The 18,793-nt window shown below is 55.0% G+C and carries 18 protein-coding genes and 1 tRNA gene; 1 reads left to right on the forward strand and 18 read right to left on the reverse strand.

Annotated features, from left to right (window positions below):
- Positions 1-177: 177 nt before the first annotated feature.
- Positions 178-248 (forward strand) — tRNA-Trp (locus tag ACESZP_RS06285).
- Between the two features lie 112 nt (positions 249-360).
- Here ACESZP_RS06285 and ACESZP_RS06290 read toward each other — a convergent pair.
- From ACESZP_RS06290 to ACESZP_RS06375, 18 genes are all read right to left on the reverse strand, one after another.
- Complete coding sequence (locus ACESZP_RS06290; protein ID WP_499708396.1) at positions 361-975, reverse strand: DUF4230 domain-containing protein; 615 nt, start codon at positions 973-975, stop codon at positions 361-363.
- Between the two features lie 3 nt (positions 976-978).
- Positions 979-4,335: an ATP-binding protein gene (locus tag ACESZP_RS06295; RefSeq protein WP_499708397.1), complete on the reverse strand. Its 3,357-nt coding sequence runs from the start codon at positions 4,333-4,335 to the stop codon at positions 979-981.
- Positions 4,310-4,939 carry a DUF4194 domain-containing protein gene (locus tag ACESZP_RS06300; RefSeq protein WP_499708399.1) on the reverse strand — a complete coding sequence of 210 codons (630 nt, stop codon included), beginning with the start codon at positions 4,937-4,939 and terminating at the stop codon, positions 4,310-4,312. Before ACESZP_RS06300 ends, ACESZP_RS06295 begins: the two co-directional genes overlap by 26 nt.
- Before the next feature lie 9 nt (positions 4,940-4,948).
- On the reverse strand, positions 4,949-6,307 hold the full coding sequence (locus ACESZP_RS06305) for a Wadjet anti-phage system protein JetA family protein (RefSeq protein WP_499708400.1): 1,359 nt from the start codon (positions 6,305-6,307) through the stop codon (positions 4,949-4,951).
- A 31-nt stretch (positions 6,308-6,338) separates the two neighbouring features.
- Positions 6,339-6,878, reverse strand: coding sequence for a TetR/AcrR family transcriptional regulator (locus ACESZP_RS06310; RefSeq protein WP_499708402.1), 540 nt, complete (start codon positions 6,876-6,878; stop codon positions 6,339-6,341).
- Between the two features lie 113 nt (positions 6,879-6,991).
- Positions 6,992-8,047, reverse strand: a complete 1,056-nt coding sequence (locus ACESZP_RS06315; RefSeq protein ID WP_499708553.1) for an NAD(P)H-dependent flavin oxidoreductase — start codon at positions 8,045-8,047, stop codon at positions 6,992-6,994.
- Between the two features lie 31 nt (positions 8,048-8,078).
- Entirely contained in the window at positions 8,079-9,776 is a 1,698-nt protein-coding gene (gene accD / locus ACESZP_RS06320) for an acetyl-CoA carboxylase, carboxyltransferase subunit beta (RefSeq protein WP_499708403.1), read from the reverse strand.
- A gap of 61 nt (positions 9,777-9,837) precedes the next feature.
- Positions 9,838-11,184: an acetyl-CoA carboxylase biotin carboxylase subunit gene (locus tag ACESZP_RS06325; protein ID WP_178039210.1), complete on the reverse strand. Its 1,347-nt coding sequence runs from the start codon at positions 11,182-11,184 to the stop codon at positions 9,838-9,840.
- Positions 11,185-11,197: 13 nt separating this feature from the next.
- Complete coding sequence (fabZ, locus tag ACESZP_RS06330; protein WP_499708404.1) at positions 11,198-11,626, reverse strand: 3-hydroxyacyl-ACP dehydratase FabZ; 429 nt, start codon at positions 11,624-11,626, stop codon at positions 11,198-11,200.
- Between the two features lies 1 nt (position 11,627).
- Positions 11,628-12,131 (reverse strand): acetyl-CoA carboxylase biotin carboxyl carrier protein, encoded by a 504-nt coding sequence (gene accB / locus ACESZP_RS06335; RefSeq protein WP_499708405.1) that lies wholly within the window; start codon positions 12,129-12,131, stop codon positions 11,628-11,630.
- Between the two features lie 13 nt (positions 12,132-12,144).
- Positions 12,145-13,383 (reverse strand): beta-ketoacyl-ACP synthase II, encoded by a 1,239-nt coding sequence (gene fabF, locus ACESZP_RS06340; protein ID WP_499708407.1) that lies wholly within the window; start codon positions 13,381-13,383, stop codon positions 12,145-12,147.
- A gap of 30 nt (positions 13,384-13,413) precedes the next feature.
- Entirely contained in the window at positions 13,414-14,157 is a 744-nt protein-coding gene (gene fabG, locus ACESZP_RS06345) for a 3-oxoacyl-[acyl-carrier-protein] reductase (RefSeq protein WP_349165415.1), read from the reverse strand.
- A 73-nt stretch (positions 14,158-14,230) separates the two neighbouring features.
- Positions 14,231-15,142, reverse strand: coding sequence for an ACP S-malonyltransferase (gene fabD / locus ACESZP_RS06350; protein ID WP_499708408.1), 912 nt, complete (start codon positions 15,140-15,142; stop codon positions 14,231-14,233).
- Positions 15,135-16,073, reverse strand: a complete 939-nt coding sequence (gene fabK, locus ACESZP_RS06355; RefSeq protein WP_499708409.1) for an enoyl-[acyl-carrier-protein] reductase FabK — start codon at positions 16,071-16,073, stop codon at positions 15,135-15,137. Before fabK ends, fabD begins: the two co-directional genes overlap by 8 nt.
- 72 nt (positions 16,074-16,145) lie before the next feature.
- Positions 16,146-16,370 carry an acyl carrier protein gene (gene acpP / locus ACESZP_RS06360; protein ID WP_349165413.1) on the reverse strand — a complete coding sequence of 75 codons (225 nt, stop codon included), beginning with the start codon at positions 16,368-16,370 and terminating at the stop codon, positions 16,146-16,148.
- Between the two features lie 35 nt (positions 16,371-16,405).
- Complete coding sequence (locus ACESZP_RS06365; RefSeq protein ID WP_499708411.1) at positions 16,406-17,395, reverse strand: beta-ketoacyl-ACP synthase III; 990 nt, start codon at positions 17,393-17,395, stop codon at positions 16,406-16,408.
- A gap of 219 nt (positions 17,396-17,614) precedes the next feature.
- Positions 17,615-18,139, reverse strand: a complete 525-nt coding sequence (lepB, locus tag ACESZP_RS06370; protein WP_499708412.1) for a signal peptidase I — start codon at positions 18,137-18,139, stop codon at positions 17,615-17,617.
- Complete coding sequence (locus ACESZP_RS06375) at positions 18,136-18,666, reverse strand: signal peptidase I (protein WP_178038836.1); 531 nt, start codon at positions 18,664-18,666, stop codon at positions 18,136-18,138. The genes lepB and ACESZP_RS06375 overlap by 4 nt, the downstream gene beginning before the upstream one ends.
- Positions 18,667-18,793: the final 127 nt, after the last annotated feature.

An 18,793-nucleotide genomic window follows, 5' to 3' on the forward strand; every position in this document is an offset into this window, starting at 1 on the left:
ACTTCAATCCTAACACAGGATCCCGGTGCTTTCTTTCTTTTTTCTATTAACTTTTCCTACAAAAACTTTACCCTACGAGTTTTAAGAATAGTTTAAGATCGATTTTTCTACTTTTTTCTATTTTCTTCTTGACAACAGCCATCATTTCATGGTATAAATATTAAGCACGTTTGATACAGGGGATTGGTCAAATGGCATGACAGGGGTCTCCAAAACCCTTAGTGGGAGTTCGATTCTCTCATCCCCTGCTGAAAGAAGCCTGAAAGTTTGATGCTTTCGGGCTTTTCTTTTACAATAAAAGGGCTGGAATCTCTGATTTTTCTCAAAGATTCCAGCCCTTTTCCATGCATTTTCCAGCATCTACTCCGCGAACTTCACCACCAGCTCCCGCTCCCCGATGGCGCCTGCAAAGAGCCCTGTGAGGAGCTGCTTGGTCTGGGTCCTGGCTTCGGCTTTCAGGCTGTCGAAGTCGGCTTTTTCTTCTACGTCTTTCTGGGCGGCGGTCATGCCGTCCAGGACGTCTGTTTTCTTGCCCCAGTTCAGGAGGGCGGCTTTCTCATCGTAGAACTGGATGGAATCGGAATCCACCACGGTGTCCAGGATCCGGACTGCCGGAAGGGTCAGCTGCACCTCCTTGTCGGTGATCTTGATGTCCGCCTGAGACAGGTCCACGCCGGCCCGTACCTCGGCCCGGTAGGTCATGGTGAAGGACTTCTGGGTCAGTAGCGGGATGCTGCCGTCAGAGTAGTAGACCAGACCGTTATAGGTCAGCTTGGCCGTGGTCAGCTCGCTGACCATCTCCAGCTTGTCGCTGATGAAGCTGCTGGTGATCTGCGTCTCGCTCTTCGGCGCAAAGCGGTTCGCCACGAACACGGCGGCTGCCGCTATCACCACAATCTCGATAAAATGCAGAATTGTCTTAAAGCCTACCCGTCTCCTAGGCCGCTCTTCCCGTTCTCTCTTCTCTCTCCTCATACCTTACTCCTCCGTCACCAGCTCGCCAAAGTCCCTCTTTTCAAACTCCTGAATGGAAATATTCTTCTTATTCGGGTTCGCATACACAAAGGTCTTGTCCACGTTTTCAATGTAGTTTTGAATCTTATCGTTGGTGGCGCTGATGATGGCCTGGAAGCCAAGGCTTCTTATCAGGTCGATGCAGCTGGCCACCTTCTCCGCATCCATCTTGGAAAAGGCCTCGTCCAGCACCACCAGACGGATGGTAGGCCGTCTGGACGCCCGTGCGGACAGATTGATGCGGTAGGCCTGGGCAAAGCTGGCCAGAAGCGCGATGTAGAGCGGGTTCTGGCCCTCGCCGCCGGAATTCTTCTTAATCATTTTGCTGAGGCCGATGACCAGGCGCTGCTCGTCACCCTCCACGATCTGTTCCATCTCAAAAGACAGGTAGGTCCGGTAATCCGCATATTTCTCCATGTTTTTCCGGGCCTCCTCCAGCTCCGCCGCTGTGGCGTTCTCCGGCGGGATAAAGAGATCCAGAAGCTCGCTGATCATGTGGCCGTATTTATTTTCATGGCTCATGGAAAACAGGTTCATCTGGTGATCCACGGACACGGACAGGGTGGACGGATCGATGTCCAGATCCTCATCCATGAACATATCGTAAAACTCGCCGTCCCGGCCCTTGCTCCGACCGATACGGAACTGGTAACGGTCCTTGCCGAAATCCAGGTTCCGGATAATCCGGTTCAGCTCATCCCTGCGCACATAGGCCTCCCGGATGGCGCTTCGAATCTTGTAGATAAAGTCCTCTTTAAAATGCTCCACCGCAGACTTGGCCTGGGCGTTGGCTTTTTTCTTATAAGCCTCCAGCTCGCCGCACTGAAGCTTCGCCAAAAGCTTCTCGTAATCCCCATTGTCCCCGGCAGACGCGGAGAAATCCCGCTGGGGATGATTTTTCAGGTAGTCGGTCCGAACCTCCACCAGGACGCTCTTCTGCTTCTCGCAGTCCGCGATGCTTCGCTCCATGGCCGCAGCCGTCTCCTCCAGAAGCCGCGCATAACGGGGATTTTTATACTCCTGTATATAGCTCTCGAAGGCTTCCTCATCTTTTTCGGAACCGCGGAGCGCGCGTTCCGCCTCCACCAGCTCCACGTTTCGGCCGGTCAGACCCGCACTGCCGCTCTCCACGGAACGCTCCTTGTCCCAGATCTGATGCTTCACCCGTTCCAGTTCGACCTTCGCGGCAGCCTGCTTCTCCAGGATCTCCGTCCGCTTCGTCTTCAGCTCTTCCACGATACCGGAATTCAGCTCCTCCATCCGGTTCTTCAGCTCCTGAAGCTCCTTCTCCTTCTGCTGTTTTTCCTTCACATCATCCAGCAGGCTCCGGTATTCCTCCGTGGCGTCGGCCAGATATTCATGGGCCAGAATTTCAGATGCCAGATCTTCTGTCTTCTTAAACTGTCCGATTTTGTCAGTGAGCTTCTCAAGCTGAGCGGAAAGCTCCTTCTGCCGCTGCTGCTTACTCTTTTCGCCGATGTAGGCGAATTTCGTGTAATTATCGGGATTCAGGCGGCGCAGCTGATAGTTCTGATACAGGCGGCAGTCCGCGGTCACGCCGATGCGGCATCCGCGAAGCTCCTCGGTATTCTCGCATTTCTGCACATTTCCCAGAAGGAAGTCCACGTAGGCCTTCACATAAGCCTCGCCCGCCTTCACCTCCGAAGCCAGCGCCTCAGGCTTCACATGCTGCTCCTCCTTCATCAAACGCTCCGTATCCACCACGGATACCCGCCAGTATTTCTTCGGATCCAGGGTTTCATAGATGGCCATGGCTTCCTTCACGTACTTCGGCTCCACGATCAGGGCCAGCTTGTTCCAGGCCAGGAAGCCCTCGACGGCGTTGCGCCATTTCTCATCACGAATCTCCAAAAGATCCGCCAGAATCCGCACCTGCACCCGCCTGCCAAGGCTCTCGTACAGCCGACGCTCTATTTCCGCCCGGGCAAAGGTCAGCTCCTTCGGGTAGGACGTCTTGCCGGAACGCAGCTCCGCAAGCTCGCTCTCAATAAGCTTCGCTTCCTTCCGAAGCGTCCGCATCTCAGACGCCGCCTCACGCTGCTCTCCGTCCGCCTCCTCATGTACCTCGGCCAGGGATTTTTTCAGCCGCGTGATCTCCTCCGCCGTAATTCTGCCGGTCCGGAACTTCTCAATGTCGTTCAGGGCCTGATTGGAGACGCTTTCCACATCCTCCCAGGCCTCCAGCTTCACGGCCAGAGCCGTCCATTTCTCCTCGCTGCGGCCCAGACGTGCATAGGCTTCCTCCAGATTGCGCAGCTTCTCTTCCAGCAGCGCGTAGCCTGTATCGGTCAGCTGTATGTTGATCTCATGGTACTGCTGCTCCAGATCGGCTGCCAGCGCCTCATTTTCCTGTTCTTTTTCCTTCAGAAGCGCCAGATCTGACTGCCAGAGTCCCAGCTGCTCCTGGGTTTTGCGAATTTCTTCCCGAAGCTGCAGCACCTTAAGCTTCTCCTGCCGGTAATGAAGCCCTGCCAGCTCCTCCTGAGCGCCGGAAAAGGCCTGATACTGCTCCCCGATCCGGTTCAGCTCCTCAATCTCCCGCATGGCAGCCTCGATTTTCCGGCACATGCGGCCATAGAGCTGCACGCTCTCCTGCATATCTTCAATGTGGATGTCCTGCTCCATGCAGATATATTCTTTTACAAAATCTTCCAGCCTTATGTTCATACGGAAGGGAATGGCCCGCTTGAACAGCCGCGGAAATTTCTCCATATCCAAGCCGCCCAGATAGACGTCGTAGAGATTCCGGCGGAAACGCTCGTTGTTGGAGGTGTAAAAATATTCCTCTCGGGTGAAATACTTTTGCAGATATTCCCGCACCTCACCGGTGGTCATGGTCCGCTCCCGGGTCCGGTAGTCTCCCGAAATCATGCCGCCCTTATGCCAGAAAAACAGACGACCGATTTCGTTTGTAGAAGTGTCCACGTCGAATACCACGCCGATACACTCCTTCTCCTTTGTGGCGCTCTGCTCCATTTCCAGTACGATGGTGGATGAAAAGTTCTTATTTCTCCGATAGGAAATCTGGTTATTCTCCCCGATGTTGATCATACCCCGAAGGTACTCGATCAGGCTTCGGTCGGAATCGTCCGCCGCCGCCTTGTTGAAGAAGCCGCGGCCATCAGTGTTGGCATACAGAACGATCTGCATGGCGTCAATCACCGTGGACTTGCCGCTGCCGGAATGACCGGTGAAAAAGTTGATGCTCTCGTTGAGGCTTAAGACCTTCCGGTCAATATAATGCCAGTTATTGAGCCCTATCTTGGTAAATATTTTATAAGCCTGTGTCTGCTGCTCCATCTTCCGACTCCTCTTCCGTTTCCTCAAATGTCTTTACCAGCTCGCCCGCGTCCTCCCGAAGAAGCGCCAGATTGACGCTTGGGTAAATCAGGATTCTGCAGGCCTCGCCCATCTCCTCCAGGCCGTCCAGCAATTCCACCATCTGGTATTTTTTCAGTGCCGCAAAGGCCCGCTTCTGCTCGGTAATCGAAGGCAGACCCCGCACCAGACGGAATTCGCCGAGCTTTCCGTTCAGCTCGCCCACGGTCGTGAAGGCCTGGGTGCTGTTGGATACCGCCGCCATCTTTTCATCGTAAATCAGCTTCAGAAGCAAAAGATACAGGGTCGTCAGCTTCGTCAGACGCTCGCCCGCGCCCTCCGCGCCCCGGATATAAATGATGCCCAGCTCGTAATTCTGTCGGATGGTAATACCGGCCACGGCAAAGTATTCGGTCAGAAATTCCAGATGGTCGGCGCAGAATTCATATTCCCGATCCGAGGCCATCCGGCCGCTTTTTTTATCATATTTCCGTTCCAGCAGGAAGGTCTGGGATAAGAGTTTCCGAATCACTGCCTGCACGGTTTCCTGTTCTATAGTGTTCCATTCCTGGTATTGTTCTAACATATGGTTTTCCTAATCCTCTTTTTCTGTATCGGTTTTTTCCTGTCTCGGAAAAAAAGCCATTTTGGGATATCGATACGTCCCGTTTTCCAGCTGTTCCTCCTGCACGACTACCCGATAAGGGCTGCTGCGCCGCACAGAAAGGTCGTAGGCCAGAATCAGCTTCTCGAAATCCTCGTCGTTCTGAAGCGTAATCCGGTCGGTCTCCAGTACGCCATCCTCCATATGGGAGCCGATGAAATCCTCGATCTCCTTCCTCGTAAAGCGATGGCGAATCTGATTCATCCGCAGAATATCCTCCCGGGACATTTCCTTTGGCTTCTCCTCCCCGGTCAGTTCATCCTCAAAGCGTCTGCGCCGCCGCTGCCGGTACAGGGGCTGCTCGTTTAGCACGGAAAATCCGGTGAGCTGCATACGCTCTGCCACCTGCGCCAGCTTCTCCGCCTGCTCCTCCGGCTCCCGGTCGGCGCCCAGATGGTTCAGAAGCTGCACCAGCAGGCCGTGACGCTCAGTCTCATCGCTTAAAAGGTAATTCAGACGGCTGACTGTGGCCCGGATGTATTTGCTGTGCTCCCGGTCCATATTGGCGATGCGATGCTCGATATCGTCGAAGCCGCGCTCGATCTGATCCACCAGATCCAGCATTTCCGCCTCCTGCTCCGGGGCGATCTCCGGCTCCTCCCTCATACTTCGCAGGCATCTCTTGATATCCATCTTGTAAATGTAGAAATTGTCGCTGGTCTTTAAGATGTGGTATTTCTGCTGGACAGCGGTCTCTACGAAGCCGTCCAGATGCTCCTTCAACAGATTTTTATAATTCTTCTGCTCCAGCAGACGCTCGAAAAATTTGTCCATGTTGTGCAGCATATCCTGCAGAGCCTTGTTCAGCTTCTTCGTGTTGACCAGGGCCGTTTTCAGCATGGACAGATTTTTACGCCGGTCATTTTTAAAGGAAAAGAGCGTGGCGTACACATTCTGGATGTAAACCTGCGTCTCCTCCATCTGCTCATTGACCAGACGGTCGAAGGCGTCAATCATAATCGCCGCGTAATCGGGGATTACGATATTGACCGTCATCGCGGCGTAATCCTCCACCCGGCGCAGCCATTTGTGGCGCAGGAGCCAGCCAAGGATACGGCCCGGAAGGGCGCTGTGCTCCTCCTCGTCGGTCTCGTCCTCCTCCCGCTCAAAGCTCCAGGCGGATTCCCGGCACATGTCCGTCAGAATCTGCACACAGGCCTCCCTGCTCAGGAAATAATTGTTATACTGATATTCGTCATTGATGGCCAGCAGGGCCTCGATGTACACGTCCCGGTTACCCGAGCGGAACAGACTCCAGAATTCTGCCGGTATCTCATATAAAAACTGCACTTCGTTCTCCTTTTATGGTCGGTTTTAATTGTTATTGTGAACGCAGTGAACAATAACTCGTAATCTGATCCGCGATCATTTCCGCAGGCTCCCGCTTTCCGTTTTTCTCCCACTGAATAAACACATTCAGCAATGCCCCGCCATAGAAATAGAGTTCGTAGACCGGGATTTTGTAATGGGGCATGATACGCTTCATCATGTAATCGTTCATGGCATCCTGGATGATGTAGAGAAGCTTCGCGTCCACCAGCTTCAGGATGAATATCGAGTACCGGTCGAAATATTTGAGTGCGTGGATAATGCTGCTCCGGTCATGGAAGCGTCCCACCTGCTCCTCCCTGCATTCGCGGATATAGCCCGCCACGATCTCGTGAAAGAAATCCGTCAGCGCGTCCTCCTTCGTCTCATAATAATGATAAAAGGTCACCCGGGACACACCAGCCCGCTTTACGATGTCCGACACCTTGATTTTCTCATATTCCTTCTTGTCCATCAGGGCGAAAACCGCCTCGCCGATGCACATGCGGGTGAAACGGGTTCTTTTATTGTGATTTTGGGAAAATAAATTCAAAATAAGTTCTCCTTACGGATATTTTATAACGAAAATAACACCTGTACGGCAGAGTATTTCTGCACATACAGATGTTATTATAGCACAGTTTTCACTGTTCGAAAAGCCATCAGTTACACCAGGTCGTCTATGACCTCCTGCACCGTCTCCATTCGTTCCGCCTTCCAGGCGTCTGCCCCGCAGAACAAAAGCCCGTTCTCCACATCGCCCTTCACGGCCTGAATCAGCGCTTCGGTAATACAGTAGGGAATTTCCGCCGGCTTACAGCCCTTGATGCAACCACGGCAGCGCTTTGGCGGAAGCTTTTCCCCGCCCATAACACGCTCGGCAAAGGAATTGCGGATGGCCCGGCCCGGCATGCCTACCGGACTTTTTACAAGCATCACATCCTCTTTCCGTGCTTTGATATAAGCCTGCTTATAACGCTCATCCGCGTCACATTCCTCCGTGGTCACAAAACGGCTTGCCACCTGAATAGCGTCCACGCCCAGAGCAAACGCCTCGTCCGCTTTCTCCCGACTGCTGATGCCGCCGCCCAGCACCACCGGAATTTTTCCGGAAAATTTTTCCTCGTATTCCTGCACCTTCGCGATGATTCTTTTCACTTCTTCCCGGTAAGTCACTGCGTCAAAGAAAGAAAGCTGCTCCCCGGTAAACCCCAGGTGTCCTCCGGCCTTTGGCCCCTCGATGACCAGAAAATCCGGCACCCGGTTCCATTTTTTTGCCCAGTACTTCAGAATCACGGCAGCAGACTTCTCCGTGGAGACAATAGGCGCCAGCTTCACATCGCTTCCGGCTGCATAGCCGGGTAAATCCACGGGAAGCCCCGCGCCGGATACGATAAAATCCGCTCCTCCCTTCACAGCCTGCCTTACATAATCTGCGTAGTGCTGCATGGCCACCATAATATTAAAGCCTACCACGCCACCCTTTGCAATTCTCCGGGCTTTATTCAATTCCTTATCCATGGCCCGCAGATTGGCTTCCAACGTGCGGGTGTCAAAATCCGGTTCCCGAAAACCGATCTGGGCTGCCGAGATGGCTCCCGCGCCGCCTGCCGCCGCCACTGCGCCCGCCAGGCCGCCGAGACTCACCCCGACGCCCATGCCGCCCTGAAAAATGGGTCTTCGAAGCGTCAAATCTCCGATTTTTAATTCTTTCTGCTTCATATCCTCTCTCTGCAACGTTTCATCCACGTTTTTACTCTTTCTCAGTGGTTCCTATCTGACGGAATCGGTGATAGCGCTGTTCTGCCAGCTCCCGGCCACTCATTTCTCCATATTTATTCAGGAACTCTTCGACTGCTCTCTCAAGAGACGCAGTCACCTGGTACAGATTTTCCTCTGTAAAATGCTCCGGCTCCGGAAATACACGCTCCACCATGCCTGAAGCCTTTAGCTCCGCCGCCGTGAGGCGCATACATTCTGCCGCGTGCTTTGCCCTCTTGCTGTCCTTCCAGAGAATGCTGGCAAAGCCCTCCGGCGAAAGTATGGAATATACAGAATTTTCCAGCATCCACACTTCATTTCCCACTGCCAGGGCCAGCGCGCCGCCGCTGCCGCCCTCTCCGATGATGACGCTAAGAACCGGCACCTTCAGAGCGGACATTTCGTAGATATTGCGGGCGATGGCCTCTCCCTGGCCACGTTCCTCCGCCTCCACACCGCAGGCCGCGCCCGGGGTGTCCACGAAGCAGATCACGGGACGTCCGAATTTCTCCGCCTGATGCATCAGACGCAGAGCCTTGCGGTAGCCGTCCGGGGAACACATGCCAAAGTTCTGATCCTTTTCCTGAGAAATGACTGTGACCGGGCGGCCCAGGAAGGTGGCGATACCGCCAAGGACCGCGGGGTCGTCCGCAAAAAGGCGGTCGCCGTGAAGCTCATAGAAATCCTCAAACAGGGCTGCGATATAGGCGTGACCGCGGGGCCGCTTTTTATCTCGGGAGAGCTGGACGCGCTCCCAGGCTGTTTTATCTGAACCGGTCCTTTGCAGCTGTCTGCCAACTGCTTTCTGTGGCTGCTGCGCTTCTGCTATCGCCCTGCCCTTACCCGGCGTCCGATGCATCCGCAGAATATCGCTCAGGGTCTGTTTCAGCTCGCCCCGTTCTACGATCCGGTCGATAAAGCCATGCTCCAGCAGAAACTCTGCCCGTTGAAAGCCCTTCGGCAGCTTCTGCCCGGTAGTCTGCTCGATAACCCTGGGGCCTGCGAATCCGATCAGCGCGCCCGGCTCTGCCAGAATGATATCGCCCTCCATAGCGAAGCTGGCAGTGACGCCGCCGGTGGTCGGATCAGTCAGCACCGTGATATAGAGTAAGCCTGCGTCGGAATGGCGTTTGAGCGCTGCGCTGGTCTTGGCCATCTGCATCAGGGAAAAGATGCCCTCCTGCATTCTGGCCCCGCCGGAACAGGTAAAGAGAATCAGCGGCAGGCGTTCCCTTGTGGCCCGTTCAGCTGCCCGGGTGATTTTCTCTCCCACAGCCTCGCCCATGCTGGCCATAAGGAAGCGTCCGTCCATGACGCCAAGCACCGTCTCCTGTCCGCCGACGCGGCATTTCCCGGTAACAACAGCCTCCCGAAGACCTGTCTTCAGACGGGTGGCTGCCAGTTTTTCCTCATAACCCGGGTAATCCAGCGGATTTCCGCCTGTCAAATCCTGATCCCACTCCTCAAAGCTTCCCTCGTCGGCCACCCGGCGGACGCGCTCCCGGGCATGGACGCGGAAATATCCCTTACATCTGGGACATATATAATAATTTTTCTTCACATCCTCGGTCACGATAGCGCCGCCGCACATATTACATTTGGACAGAAGTCCTTCGGGGACCTCGGGACGGCGGGTGCTGCCTCCGAGGATTCTTTTATTCGTTTTCTTAAATACATGATCCAGATTCATATGTCTATCCTCTATCTTCATCCAATTCCGGCTGCAATATTTGATATCCGGTCCGACAATTTCAGATTACCTGCTGTCTGTCATTGATAAACTCAATATCCACATTACCCTTCCGAAAATCTTCATCCTCCAGAATTCCATACTGGTAATTCACATTTGTGTCTACGCCCTCGATAATCACCTCACCCAGAGCGCTCTCCATCTTCCGGATAGCTTCGCTTCTGGTTCTGGCCCAGACACTGATTTTCGCAATCATGGAATCGTAGTAAGGCGGTATCGTATACCCGCTGTAAATAGCGGAGTCAATACGAATGCCCTTGCCGCCCGGCAGATGAAGTCCTGTCACCGTACCCGGACAGGGCCGGAAATTCTCCTCCGGCTTCTCCGCGTTGATGCGGACCTCGATGGCGTGGCCACGGATCTGAACCTGTTCCTGGGTGATCCCAAGCTTCTTTCCGGATGCAATGCGGATCTGCTCCTTGATCAGGTCAATGCCCGTAATCCATTCCGTTACCGGATGCTCCACCTGAATTCTGGTATTCATTTCCATGAAATAGTAGTTTCCATTCTTTTCCAGCAGAAATTCAATGGTTCCGGCGTTCACATAGCCTGCCGCCTTTGCCGCGCGCACTGCCGTCTCACCCATTTCCCGGCGTTGTTCCTCTGAAAGAGCCGGGCTTGGCGCTTCCTCAATCATCTTCTGGTGGTTTCGCTGGATGGAGCAGTCCCGTTCTCCCAGGTGAATCACATTGCCGAAGCTGTCGGCCAGAATCTGAAATTCGATGTGTCTCGGATGGGTGATAAAATGCTCAATGTACATGGAATCGTCGCCGAAGGCCTGCTTTGCCTCAGCCTGCGCCAGGCGGAAATTCTGCTCAAATTCATCGGCGTTCTCCGCCACGCGCATACCCTTTCCGCCGCCTCCCAGAGCCGCCTTGATCATGACCGGATAACCGATGCGTCCCGCTTCCTCCGCGCCCTTTTTCGGATCGTAAACGGCCTCCTTGGTACCGGGAATTACCGGCACGCCTGCAGCCACCATGGTATTGCGGGCCTCCTGCTTATTGCCCAGCTTCGCAATAACGTCTGAACCGGGACCGATAAAAATGATGCCGCATTTCTCGCAAAGCTCCGCGAACTTACTGTTCTCCGACAGCAGCCCGAAGCCCGGATGAATGGCGTCTGCGCCGGAAATAATCGTGGCGCTGATTATTTTCTCCATGGAGAGATAGCTGTCGCCTAAGGCCGCCGGACCGATGCAGACTGCCTCGTCCGCCAGCTTGGCGTGCAGGGCTTCCCGGTCGGCCTCGGAATAGACCGCCACCGTCTCGATTCCCATTTCCCTGCAGGCCCGGATGATGCGCACCGCGATTTCGCCGCGGTTGGCTACCAGAACTTTTCTAATCATAAAAAACTCCTATTTACCCAATCATAAAGGTCAGCTCCGCGCGCACGACTACCCTTCCGTCCACACTGGCAATGGCCTCGCCCACGCCCACCGGCCCTTTCCGTTTGATAATTCTTGTCTCCAGCCGCAGCTTGTCGCCGGGCACTACCTTCCCTTTGAATTTACATTTATCAATGGCCCCAAAGTACGCGGTCTTTCCCCGGTTTTCCGGCAGGGACAAAATCGCCACCGCGCCCACCTGGGCCAGGGCCTCCACGGTCAGTACGCCCGGCATCACCGGCTCCTGGGGAAAATGTCCTGCAAAGAACTCCTCCCGGTAGCTGACGCATTTATAACCAACGGCAAACTCTCCGGGCTCGTAATCCTCGATGTAATCCACCAGCAGAAATGGGTGGCGGTGGGGAATGATTTCCTTTATCTGATTGATATCCAGATGCTTCATACTACACCTCCTCAATCACAAACAGCGGCTGGCCGTACTCCACGGCCTCTGCGTTTTCTACGCAGACCTCCCGGACGACACCGTCACAGTCGCTGGTAATCTCGTTCATCAGCTTCATGGCTTCCACGATGCCCACAACCTGACCCTTTTTTACCGAATCTCCCGCCTTTACGAAGGGCTCCGCGTCCTCGGACGGGGCGGTATAGAATACGCCCACCAGAGGGGAGGTAATCGTTTTGCCGGGCTTCTGTGTGTCGGGTACCCGGCTCACAGTATCTAGCTCTGCCGCTGTTCCTGCTGCGCGGACAGCTGAACCTTCCGTTGTCAGACCCACCTTTGCGCCTGTTAAAAGCTGCTCTGCGCTTAAGGCTGAGGACCCGTTGACCCGGATCTTCTGCTTCTTCTTTTCCAGCTTTATCTTCGTCCCGTTCTGCTCGTAGACAAAGCTGTCCAGACTGGAGGCGGAAACACTGTCAATTAGCTTTAAGATATTTTCAAATTCCATATTCCATATCCTCCTACGCTTCATACTTCTTCAGAAGCAGGCTGGCGTTGTGTCCGCCAAAGCCCAGGGAATTGGTAAGCGCGTAGCGTACCTCTTTTTCCACCGGCGCGCCGATGGCGTAATTCAGGTCGCACTCCTCATCCGTTTCCCGGGTTCCCACCGTCTGGTGAATATAATTTTCCTCCACCGCTTTTGCGCAGACTACAAACTCCACGCCGCCTGCCGCGCCCAGCAGATGACCAATCATGGACTTGGTGGAATTGATGACCACGTCCTTTGCCGCTTCACCGAAGGCTGCCTTGATGGCCCGGGTCTCGTAAAGGTCATTGTGATGAGTAGCCGTTCCGTGGGCGTTGATATAATCCACCTCTGACGGCCGGACGCCGCCCTCTTTTATGGCCAGCTCCATGGCTTTGGCCGCGCCGCTTCCGTCCTCACTGGGGGATGTGATGTGGAAGGCGTCTCCGGTGGCCCCATAGCCCACCAGCTCCGCATAGATCCGCGCGCCCCGCGCAAGTGCATGATGAAGCTCCTCCAGTACCACCACGCCTGCGCCCTCGCCCAGTACAAAACCGCTCCGGTCTTTGTCAAAGGGAATGGACGCCCGGGCCGGGTCTGTCTCTTCTGTCAGAGCCGTCAGCGCCTGGAAGCCTGCCACGCCGGTGGGGCAGATACAGCTCTCCGCACCGCCTGCCAGCATGATATCCGCGTCATCGTACTGGATAGCCCGGAACGCGTCGCCGATGCAGTGGGTTCCGGACGCGCAGGCTGTCACCACATTGGTGCATTTTCCGCGCAGTCCCAGCTGGATGGAGATATTGCCTGCTGCCATATTGGAAATCATTTTCGGCACCATCAGGGGCGCTACCCGCTTTACATTCCCCTTCAGGATTTTTGCGTACTCGCTCTCCACTGTCTCCAGGGAGCCGATGCCTGAGCCTACGATGACGCCTGCCCGGAAGGGATCCTCCTCTTCCAGATGCAGATCCGCGTCTGCAAAGGCCTCTTTGGCCGCTGCCACCGCATACTGGGAAAAACGTTCCATGCGCTTTGCTGCCTTGGGATCCATACGCTCCGCCGCATCGAAATTCCTGACCTCCGCCGCCAGCTTTACCTTAAAGCTTTCTGTATCAAAACGGGTAATCTCACCGATTCCTACTCGACCCTCCCGGATTCCCTGCCAGAATTCCGGTACGGTATTGCCGATGGGGGTCACTGCGCCCAGTCCCGTTACAACCACTCGTCTTTTCATTTATTTCTAAGCTCCTCTAATTCGCCTGTGTTACATTACCATGCCACCGTCTACGTTCAGTACCTGTCCGGTGATATATGCCGCGTCGTCGGAAGCCAGGAAGGCCGCCGCTTTCGCCACATGCTCCGGTTTTCCAAAATGTCCCAGCGGAATCTGGGCACTCATCTGCTCTCTGATTTTCTCACTGAGCTTGCCCGTCATGTCTGTCTCGATAAAGCCCGGCGCAATGGCGTTGACCGTAATGCCGCGGGCTGCCAGCTCCTTCGCCGCCGTCTTTGTCATGCCGATGACGCCTGCTTTGGAAGCCGCGTAGTTGGTCTGACCTGCATTTCCGACGATGCCGACTACCGAGGCCAGATTGATGATGCGGCCCGCCCGCTGCTTCAGCATCTGCCGGGACACAAAACGCATGGTATGAAAGGTTCCCTTCAGGTTCGTGTCCAGGACTGCGTCGAATTCCGCCTCGGACATTTTCATCAACAGATTATCCCGGGTAATGCCCGCGTTGTTGACCAGAATGTCGATCCGCTTGTATTGTTCCAGTACGCCGTTTACCATCTGTTCACAGGCTGCGTAATCAGCCACATTGCATTGCCAGGCTGCCGCTTTGCCGCCTGCCGCCTCGATGGCCTGCACCGTTTCGGCTGCCGCCGCTTCGGAGCCGTTGTAATTGACGATGACAAAGGCCCCCTTTGCCGCCAGCTCTATGGCGATAGCCCGGCCAATGCCCCGGGACGCGCCTGTTACCAGGGTGATTTTTCCGTCTAAACTCATTCTTTTATCTCTTTCCTATCCTAGCTTTCCTTTTTCGAAAACTGCCTTCTTTAAAATCTGCTTTTTCCTGTTTTTACTGTACCAGACTCTCCATATCTTCCCATGCTGCCACATGATAAACCTTCACGCCCGGGTTGATTTTCTTCAGAAATCCGGCAAGCGTCCGACCCGGCCCGATTTCCACAAAGGTATCCGCGCCGTCCGCGATCATGGCCTCCACGCTCTGCTGCCAGCGCACCGGAGAGGATACGCCCTTCGCCAGATGCGGAGCGATTTCCGCTTTATCCGTAACCTTTGCCGCCGTCACATTGGCGTAGTAAGGTACGTCTAACTCATGGAATTCTACTTTGGCAAGCTCCTCTGACAGCTTCTCTCCCGCGCTTTCCAGGAGTGGGGAATGGAACGGTCCGCTGACCTTCAAGGGAACCACACGTCTGGCCCCTGCAGCCTTCAGCTTTTCCGCTGCCGTCTCTACCGCCGCCGTTCTTCCGGTAATCACAAGCTGACCCGGACAGTTATAATTGGCAATGGTCACGCCATCGACGCCGGAAAGCACCGTCTCGATCACTGCCGTCTCCATTCCAAGCACCGCGCACATGGCTCCCTCACCTGCCGGGATCGTATTCTGCATGAGCAATCCCCGCTTCCGCACCAGACGGATGGCGTCCGGTGGACTCATGCCGCCTGCCGCCGCGATGGCCGCGTACTCGCCAAGGCTTAAGCCCGCCGTCATATCCGGTCTGAAGCCACGCTTTCGAAGCTCAGCAGCCATGGCCAGACAGGCCGTCACCAGACAGGGCTGGGTGTATTCCGTCAGGTGGATCTGCTCATTTTCCTCAAAGCAGGTATCCTTAAGGTTGAAATCCAATGCCGCGTCCGCCTCGTCAAAAAGCTGCCGCGCCAGGGTACTATTTTCGTAAAAATCCTTTGCCATGCCCACCTTCTGGGCTCCCTGTCCCGGGAACATCCACACGGTTTTACTCATACTTTGCCGCTCCCTTTAAGACCTTTTCCGTCTCTGCCATAACGTTTTCCACGACTTCCTTACAGGGAAGCTCATCCTTCACCAGTCCTGCTATCTGGCCTGACATAACACTGCCGTTTTTCACATCACCCTCCACGACAGCCTTTCGAAGACCGCCCAGGGTCAGATATTCCAATTCCTCTGCTGTGGCTCCCGCCGCTTCCATTTCCAGATACTTCTTTGTCATTTCATTGCGAAGCGCCCGGACCGGATGACCGGTGGTCCGGCCTGTAACGCGGGTGTCGATATCCCGGGCTTTCAGCACCTTCTCCTTATAATTCGGATGCACCTGGCACTCGGTGGTGGCCACAAATCGGGTGCCCATCTGCACGCCCTCCGCACCCAGCATCAGGACCGCCGCCACGCCTCTGCCGTCGGCGATGCCGCCTGCGGCGATAACCGGAATCTCTACCGCGTCCACCACCTGGGGCACCAGCGCCATGGTGGTACTCTCGCCCACATGCCCGCCGGACTCGCAGCCCTCGGCCACTACCGCGTCTGCGCCGCAGCGCTCCATGCGCTTTGCCAGGGCCACGGAGGCAACCACCGGAATTACCCTGATGCCTTTGGATTTCCACAGATCCATGTATTTTTCCGGGTTGCCCGCACCGGTGGTGACTACAGCCACGCCCTCCTCGGCAATGACCTGCGCCACCTGGTCCGCGTAGGGACTCATCAGCATCACATTGACGCCAAAGGGCTTATCCGTACACTTCTTTGTCTCCCGAATCTGCTCCCGCACCCATTCCGCCGGAGCGTTGGCCGCGCCGATAATGCCAAGGCCGCCGGCTTCCGATACGGCTGCCGCCAGATGATACTCGGCCACCCAGGCCATGCCGCCCTGGATAATCGGATACCGGATTCCCAGTAAATCTGTAATTCTTGTCTGCATATGTTCTGCCTTTCCTTTGTTTTCCGCCGCATGCCACATCCGTTTTTCCGGGCTGCTTCACGAAACGAACTTTTATTTATGATTCTCAATATAAGTGATGACGTCCTGTACTGTCTCCAGCTGTTCCAGATCCTCAGACGGGATTTCCATATCGAACTCTTCCTCCAGCGCCATAACCATCTCAAACAGGTCCAAGGAATCGGCCTTTAAATCCTCTTTGAAGGACGCTTCCAGCGTTACGCACTCTTCCTCTACATTCAGGTTCTCTGCTACAATTTTCTTAATCTGCTCAAACATTTTCATTTTCTCCTTTTGTTTTAAAAATTTGTTTTTTAATCCCGGTTCCACTCCGTCACCGCCGCTCCCCAGATCAGTCCGCCGCCGAACCCTGCCAGCACGATTTTCTGTCCCTTTTTCAGCTGTCCGCTCCGGTTCAGCTCATCCAGCAGGATGGGGATGGAAGCGGATGAGGTGTTGCCGTAATGCTGCAGGTTCATGGGGAACTTTTCACCCGGTTCCTCCAGGCGTCTTGCCACGGCCTCCACGATGCGGCGGTTGGCCTGGTGCAGTATATACCGGGAAATGGCTTCTTTGTGAATACCATTTTTTTCCAGCACTTCCTCGATAACCTGCGGAACCCTCCGGACCGCGAATTTGAACACGGCCTGCCCATCCATTTCCATAAAATAGCTGCCTGCCGGTCCGCTGTTTCTTTCGCCCGCCGAACGAAACGGGCTGCTGCCATACCTGCCTTGCAGTGTCAATGCTTCGCCTGACGCGCCGTCAGCGTAAGTCGCCGGAAGAAAAGGGGTTCCCGCCTCCGCGCTCACCGCCACGGCTCCCGCCCCGTCTCCAAAGAGGATGCAGGTGCTCCGATCCTGCCAGTCTGTCAGCTTGGACAGGCACTCGCTTCCGATGATCAGGGCCTTTTTTACAAAGCCCGCCGCCATGTAAGCATTTACAGTATTCCATGCCACCACAAAGCCGCTGCAGGCTGCGCTCAGGTCAAAGCACTGGGCTTTTTTTGCCCCGATGGCTGCCTGCACCTCGCAGGCCGTACAGGGCATGACGCGGGTCGGCGAGATGGTAGATACCAGAATCATATCCAGCTCCTCCGCATCCATTCCGGCGTTCTGAAGCGCCCGCCGGGCCGCCTCTGCTGCCAGGTCCACGCAGGTCTCCTCTGTTGCGATATGCCGTTCCTCAATTCCGGTCCGTTCCCGAATCCACCCGTCGCTGGTCTCCACCAGCCCGGCGATATCATCGTTGGTCACGACCTTCCCCGGCACACAGGAGCCGGTGCCTTTGATAACTCCAATCATGGCGTCTTTCGTTCCTTTTGCTTTCTGTTTTTAGTGTCTTGTAATTCAACAAAGGGGATTGTAGCAGATGGGATGGGGGTGTGGACTTTACAAAAATGGGGAAAGTGTAAGAATAAGGACGATAGACGGACGAAAACGACGTGGGGTCTGGGCGGGAAATTTTCCACGCTCGCCCAGACGCCACGCCGTTTTCTGTTCGTTGATATATTTTTATGTTTTTTAGTCCCTTCGGATAATCCTCAGATGCACCACCATCTTCCCCTTCAGCTCGCTCTTCAGTACCGGGCCGAAGATGCGGGAGTCCATGGACTGGATGCGGTTGTCGCCGAGGACGAAGTACCGGTCGGCGGTCAGGGTGCAGGGATAGGTCAGGTTATTACCCTCGGGGGCGCTTTCACCGTTGGCGTAGGGCTCGTCCTGGGGCTCGCCGTTTATGAGGAGCCGGCCATCCTTAAAGTCTACTTCGTCGCCGGGCAGGCCGACGATACGTTTTACGTATTGTTCACCGGAAGGCAGACGCACAGAGACGATGTCGCCGCGATGGTATTCCGGGACGATGCGGAGATAGAGAGCCAGCTCGCCATCGTCCAGGGTGGGATACATGGAGTCGCCCTTCACGAAAAAGACCCCCACAACCAGCTGAAAGAGGAGTACAATCAGCAAAAGCAGCGCCAGAAACTCTTTGAACTGCCGGAACCAGCTGCGCTTTTTACCGTCATATCTTCCTAAAATTCTCTTCTTCACGCCTCTTTCTCTCTCTTTCTGTTCAGGACTGCAGCCAACAGATGCAGAATTACACCCAGCCCCATCAGACTGGCTGCCGCAAGCTTCCCGGTGCTGCTGGTAAAGGTCTGCGCCATGGAGCCCACCCTCGGGATCGATTTTACGACCCGTCCAATGAAATAATAATAGGGAATCGGACTCATATCATTTTCCTCGTTGGCGTCGCCCTTGGTGATAAACTCGCCCATAACCGTGCTGTTGGTCACCACCCGATGGGTAATCACAGCACTTCCGCCCTGTACGCTGTAAAACGCGATGACGTCCCCCTCCTGCACCTCTGTGGGATCCATATTTTCCACATACACCAGACTGCCTGTAGGGATCGCCGGTTCCATGCTGCCGCTGACTACCGTATAGAGCTCATAACCCAGCATCCGGGGTATGGTCAGGGGCACGCAGGCCGCGATCAGCGCCACCAGAGCCAGGGTTCCCAGCGTACTGCAGATGACCGCCAGCGGATTTCTGCCTTTTTTCTTATTCTTACTCACGGCTTTTGCTTCCTTTCCGAATGCATACTTTATACCGGCAGGATCTGCCGGTGGCAGCTCCTTACGGATACTTCGTAACAGAAACGGGGATAGGGCCCGTCTCCGAATCCTATCCTCGTCTTCTTCT

The sequence above is a fragment of the Candidatus Dorea massiliensis AP6 genome, from assembly GCF_964245105.1.
Taxonomy (GTDB): domain Bacteria; phylum Bacillota; class Clostridia; order Lachnospirales; family Lachnospiraceae; genus Laedolimicola; species Laedolimicola intestinihominis.

Coding starts and splice junctions, on each gene's coding strand:
- ACESZP_RS06290 (WP_499708396.1), bottom strand. CDS start 975: ATGAGGAGAGAGAAGAGAGAACGGGAAGAGCGGCCTAGGAGACGGGTA.
- ACESZP_RS06315 (WP_499708553.1), bottom strand. CDS start 8,047: ATGAAGCAGAAAGAATTAAAAATCGGAGATTTGACGCTTCGAAGACCC.
- fabK (WP_499708409.1), bottom strand. CDS start 16,073: ATGCAGACAAGAATTACAGATTTACTGGGAATCCGGTATCCGATTATC.
- fabD (WP_499708408.1), bottom strand. CDS start 15,142: ATGAGTAAAACCGTGTGGATGTTCCCGGGACAGGGAGCCCAGAAGGTG.
- fabG (WP_349165415.1), bottom strand. CDS start 14,157: ATGAGTTTAGACGGAAAAATCACCCTGGTAACAGGCGCGTCCCGGGGC.
- ACESZP_RS06300 (WP_499708399.1), bottom strand. CDS start 4,939: ATGTTAGAACAATACCAGGAATGGAACACTATAGAACAGGAAACCGTG.
- ACESZP_RS06365 (WP_499708411.1), bottom strand. CDS start 17,395: ATGATTGGAGTTATCAAAGGCACCGGCTCCTGTGTGCCGGGGAAGGTC.
- accD (WP_499708403.1), bottom strand. CDS start 9,776: ATGAATCTGGATCATGTATTTAAGAAAACGAATAAAAGAATCCTCGGA.
- acpP (WP_349165413.1), bottom strand. CDS start 16,370: ATGTTTGAGCAGATTAAGAAAATTGTAGCAGAGAACCTGAATGTAGAG.
- fabF (WP_499708407.1), bottom strand. CDS start 13,383: ATGAAAAGACGAGTGGTTGTAACGGGACTGGGCGCAGTGACCCCCATC.
- fabZ (WP_499708404.1), bottom strand. CDS start 11,626: ATGAAGCATCTGGATATCAATCAGATAAAGGAAATCATTCCCCACCGC.
- ACESZP_RS06325 (WP_178039210.1), bottom strand. CDS start 11,184: ATGATTAGAAAAGTTCTGGTAGCCAACCGCGGCGAAATCGCGGTGCGC.
- accB (WP_499708405.1), bottom strand. CDS start 12,131: ATGGAATTTGAAAATATCTTAAAGCTAATTGACAGTGTTTCCGCCTCC.
- ACESZP_RS06295 (WP_499708397.1), bottom strand. CDS start 4,335: ATGGAGCAGCAGACACAGGCTTATAAAATATTTACCAAGATAGGGCTC.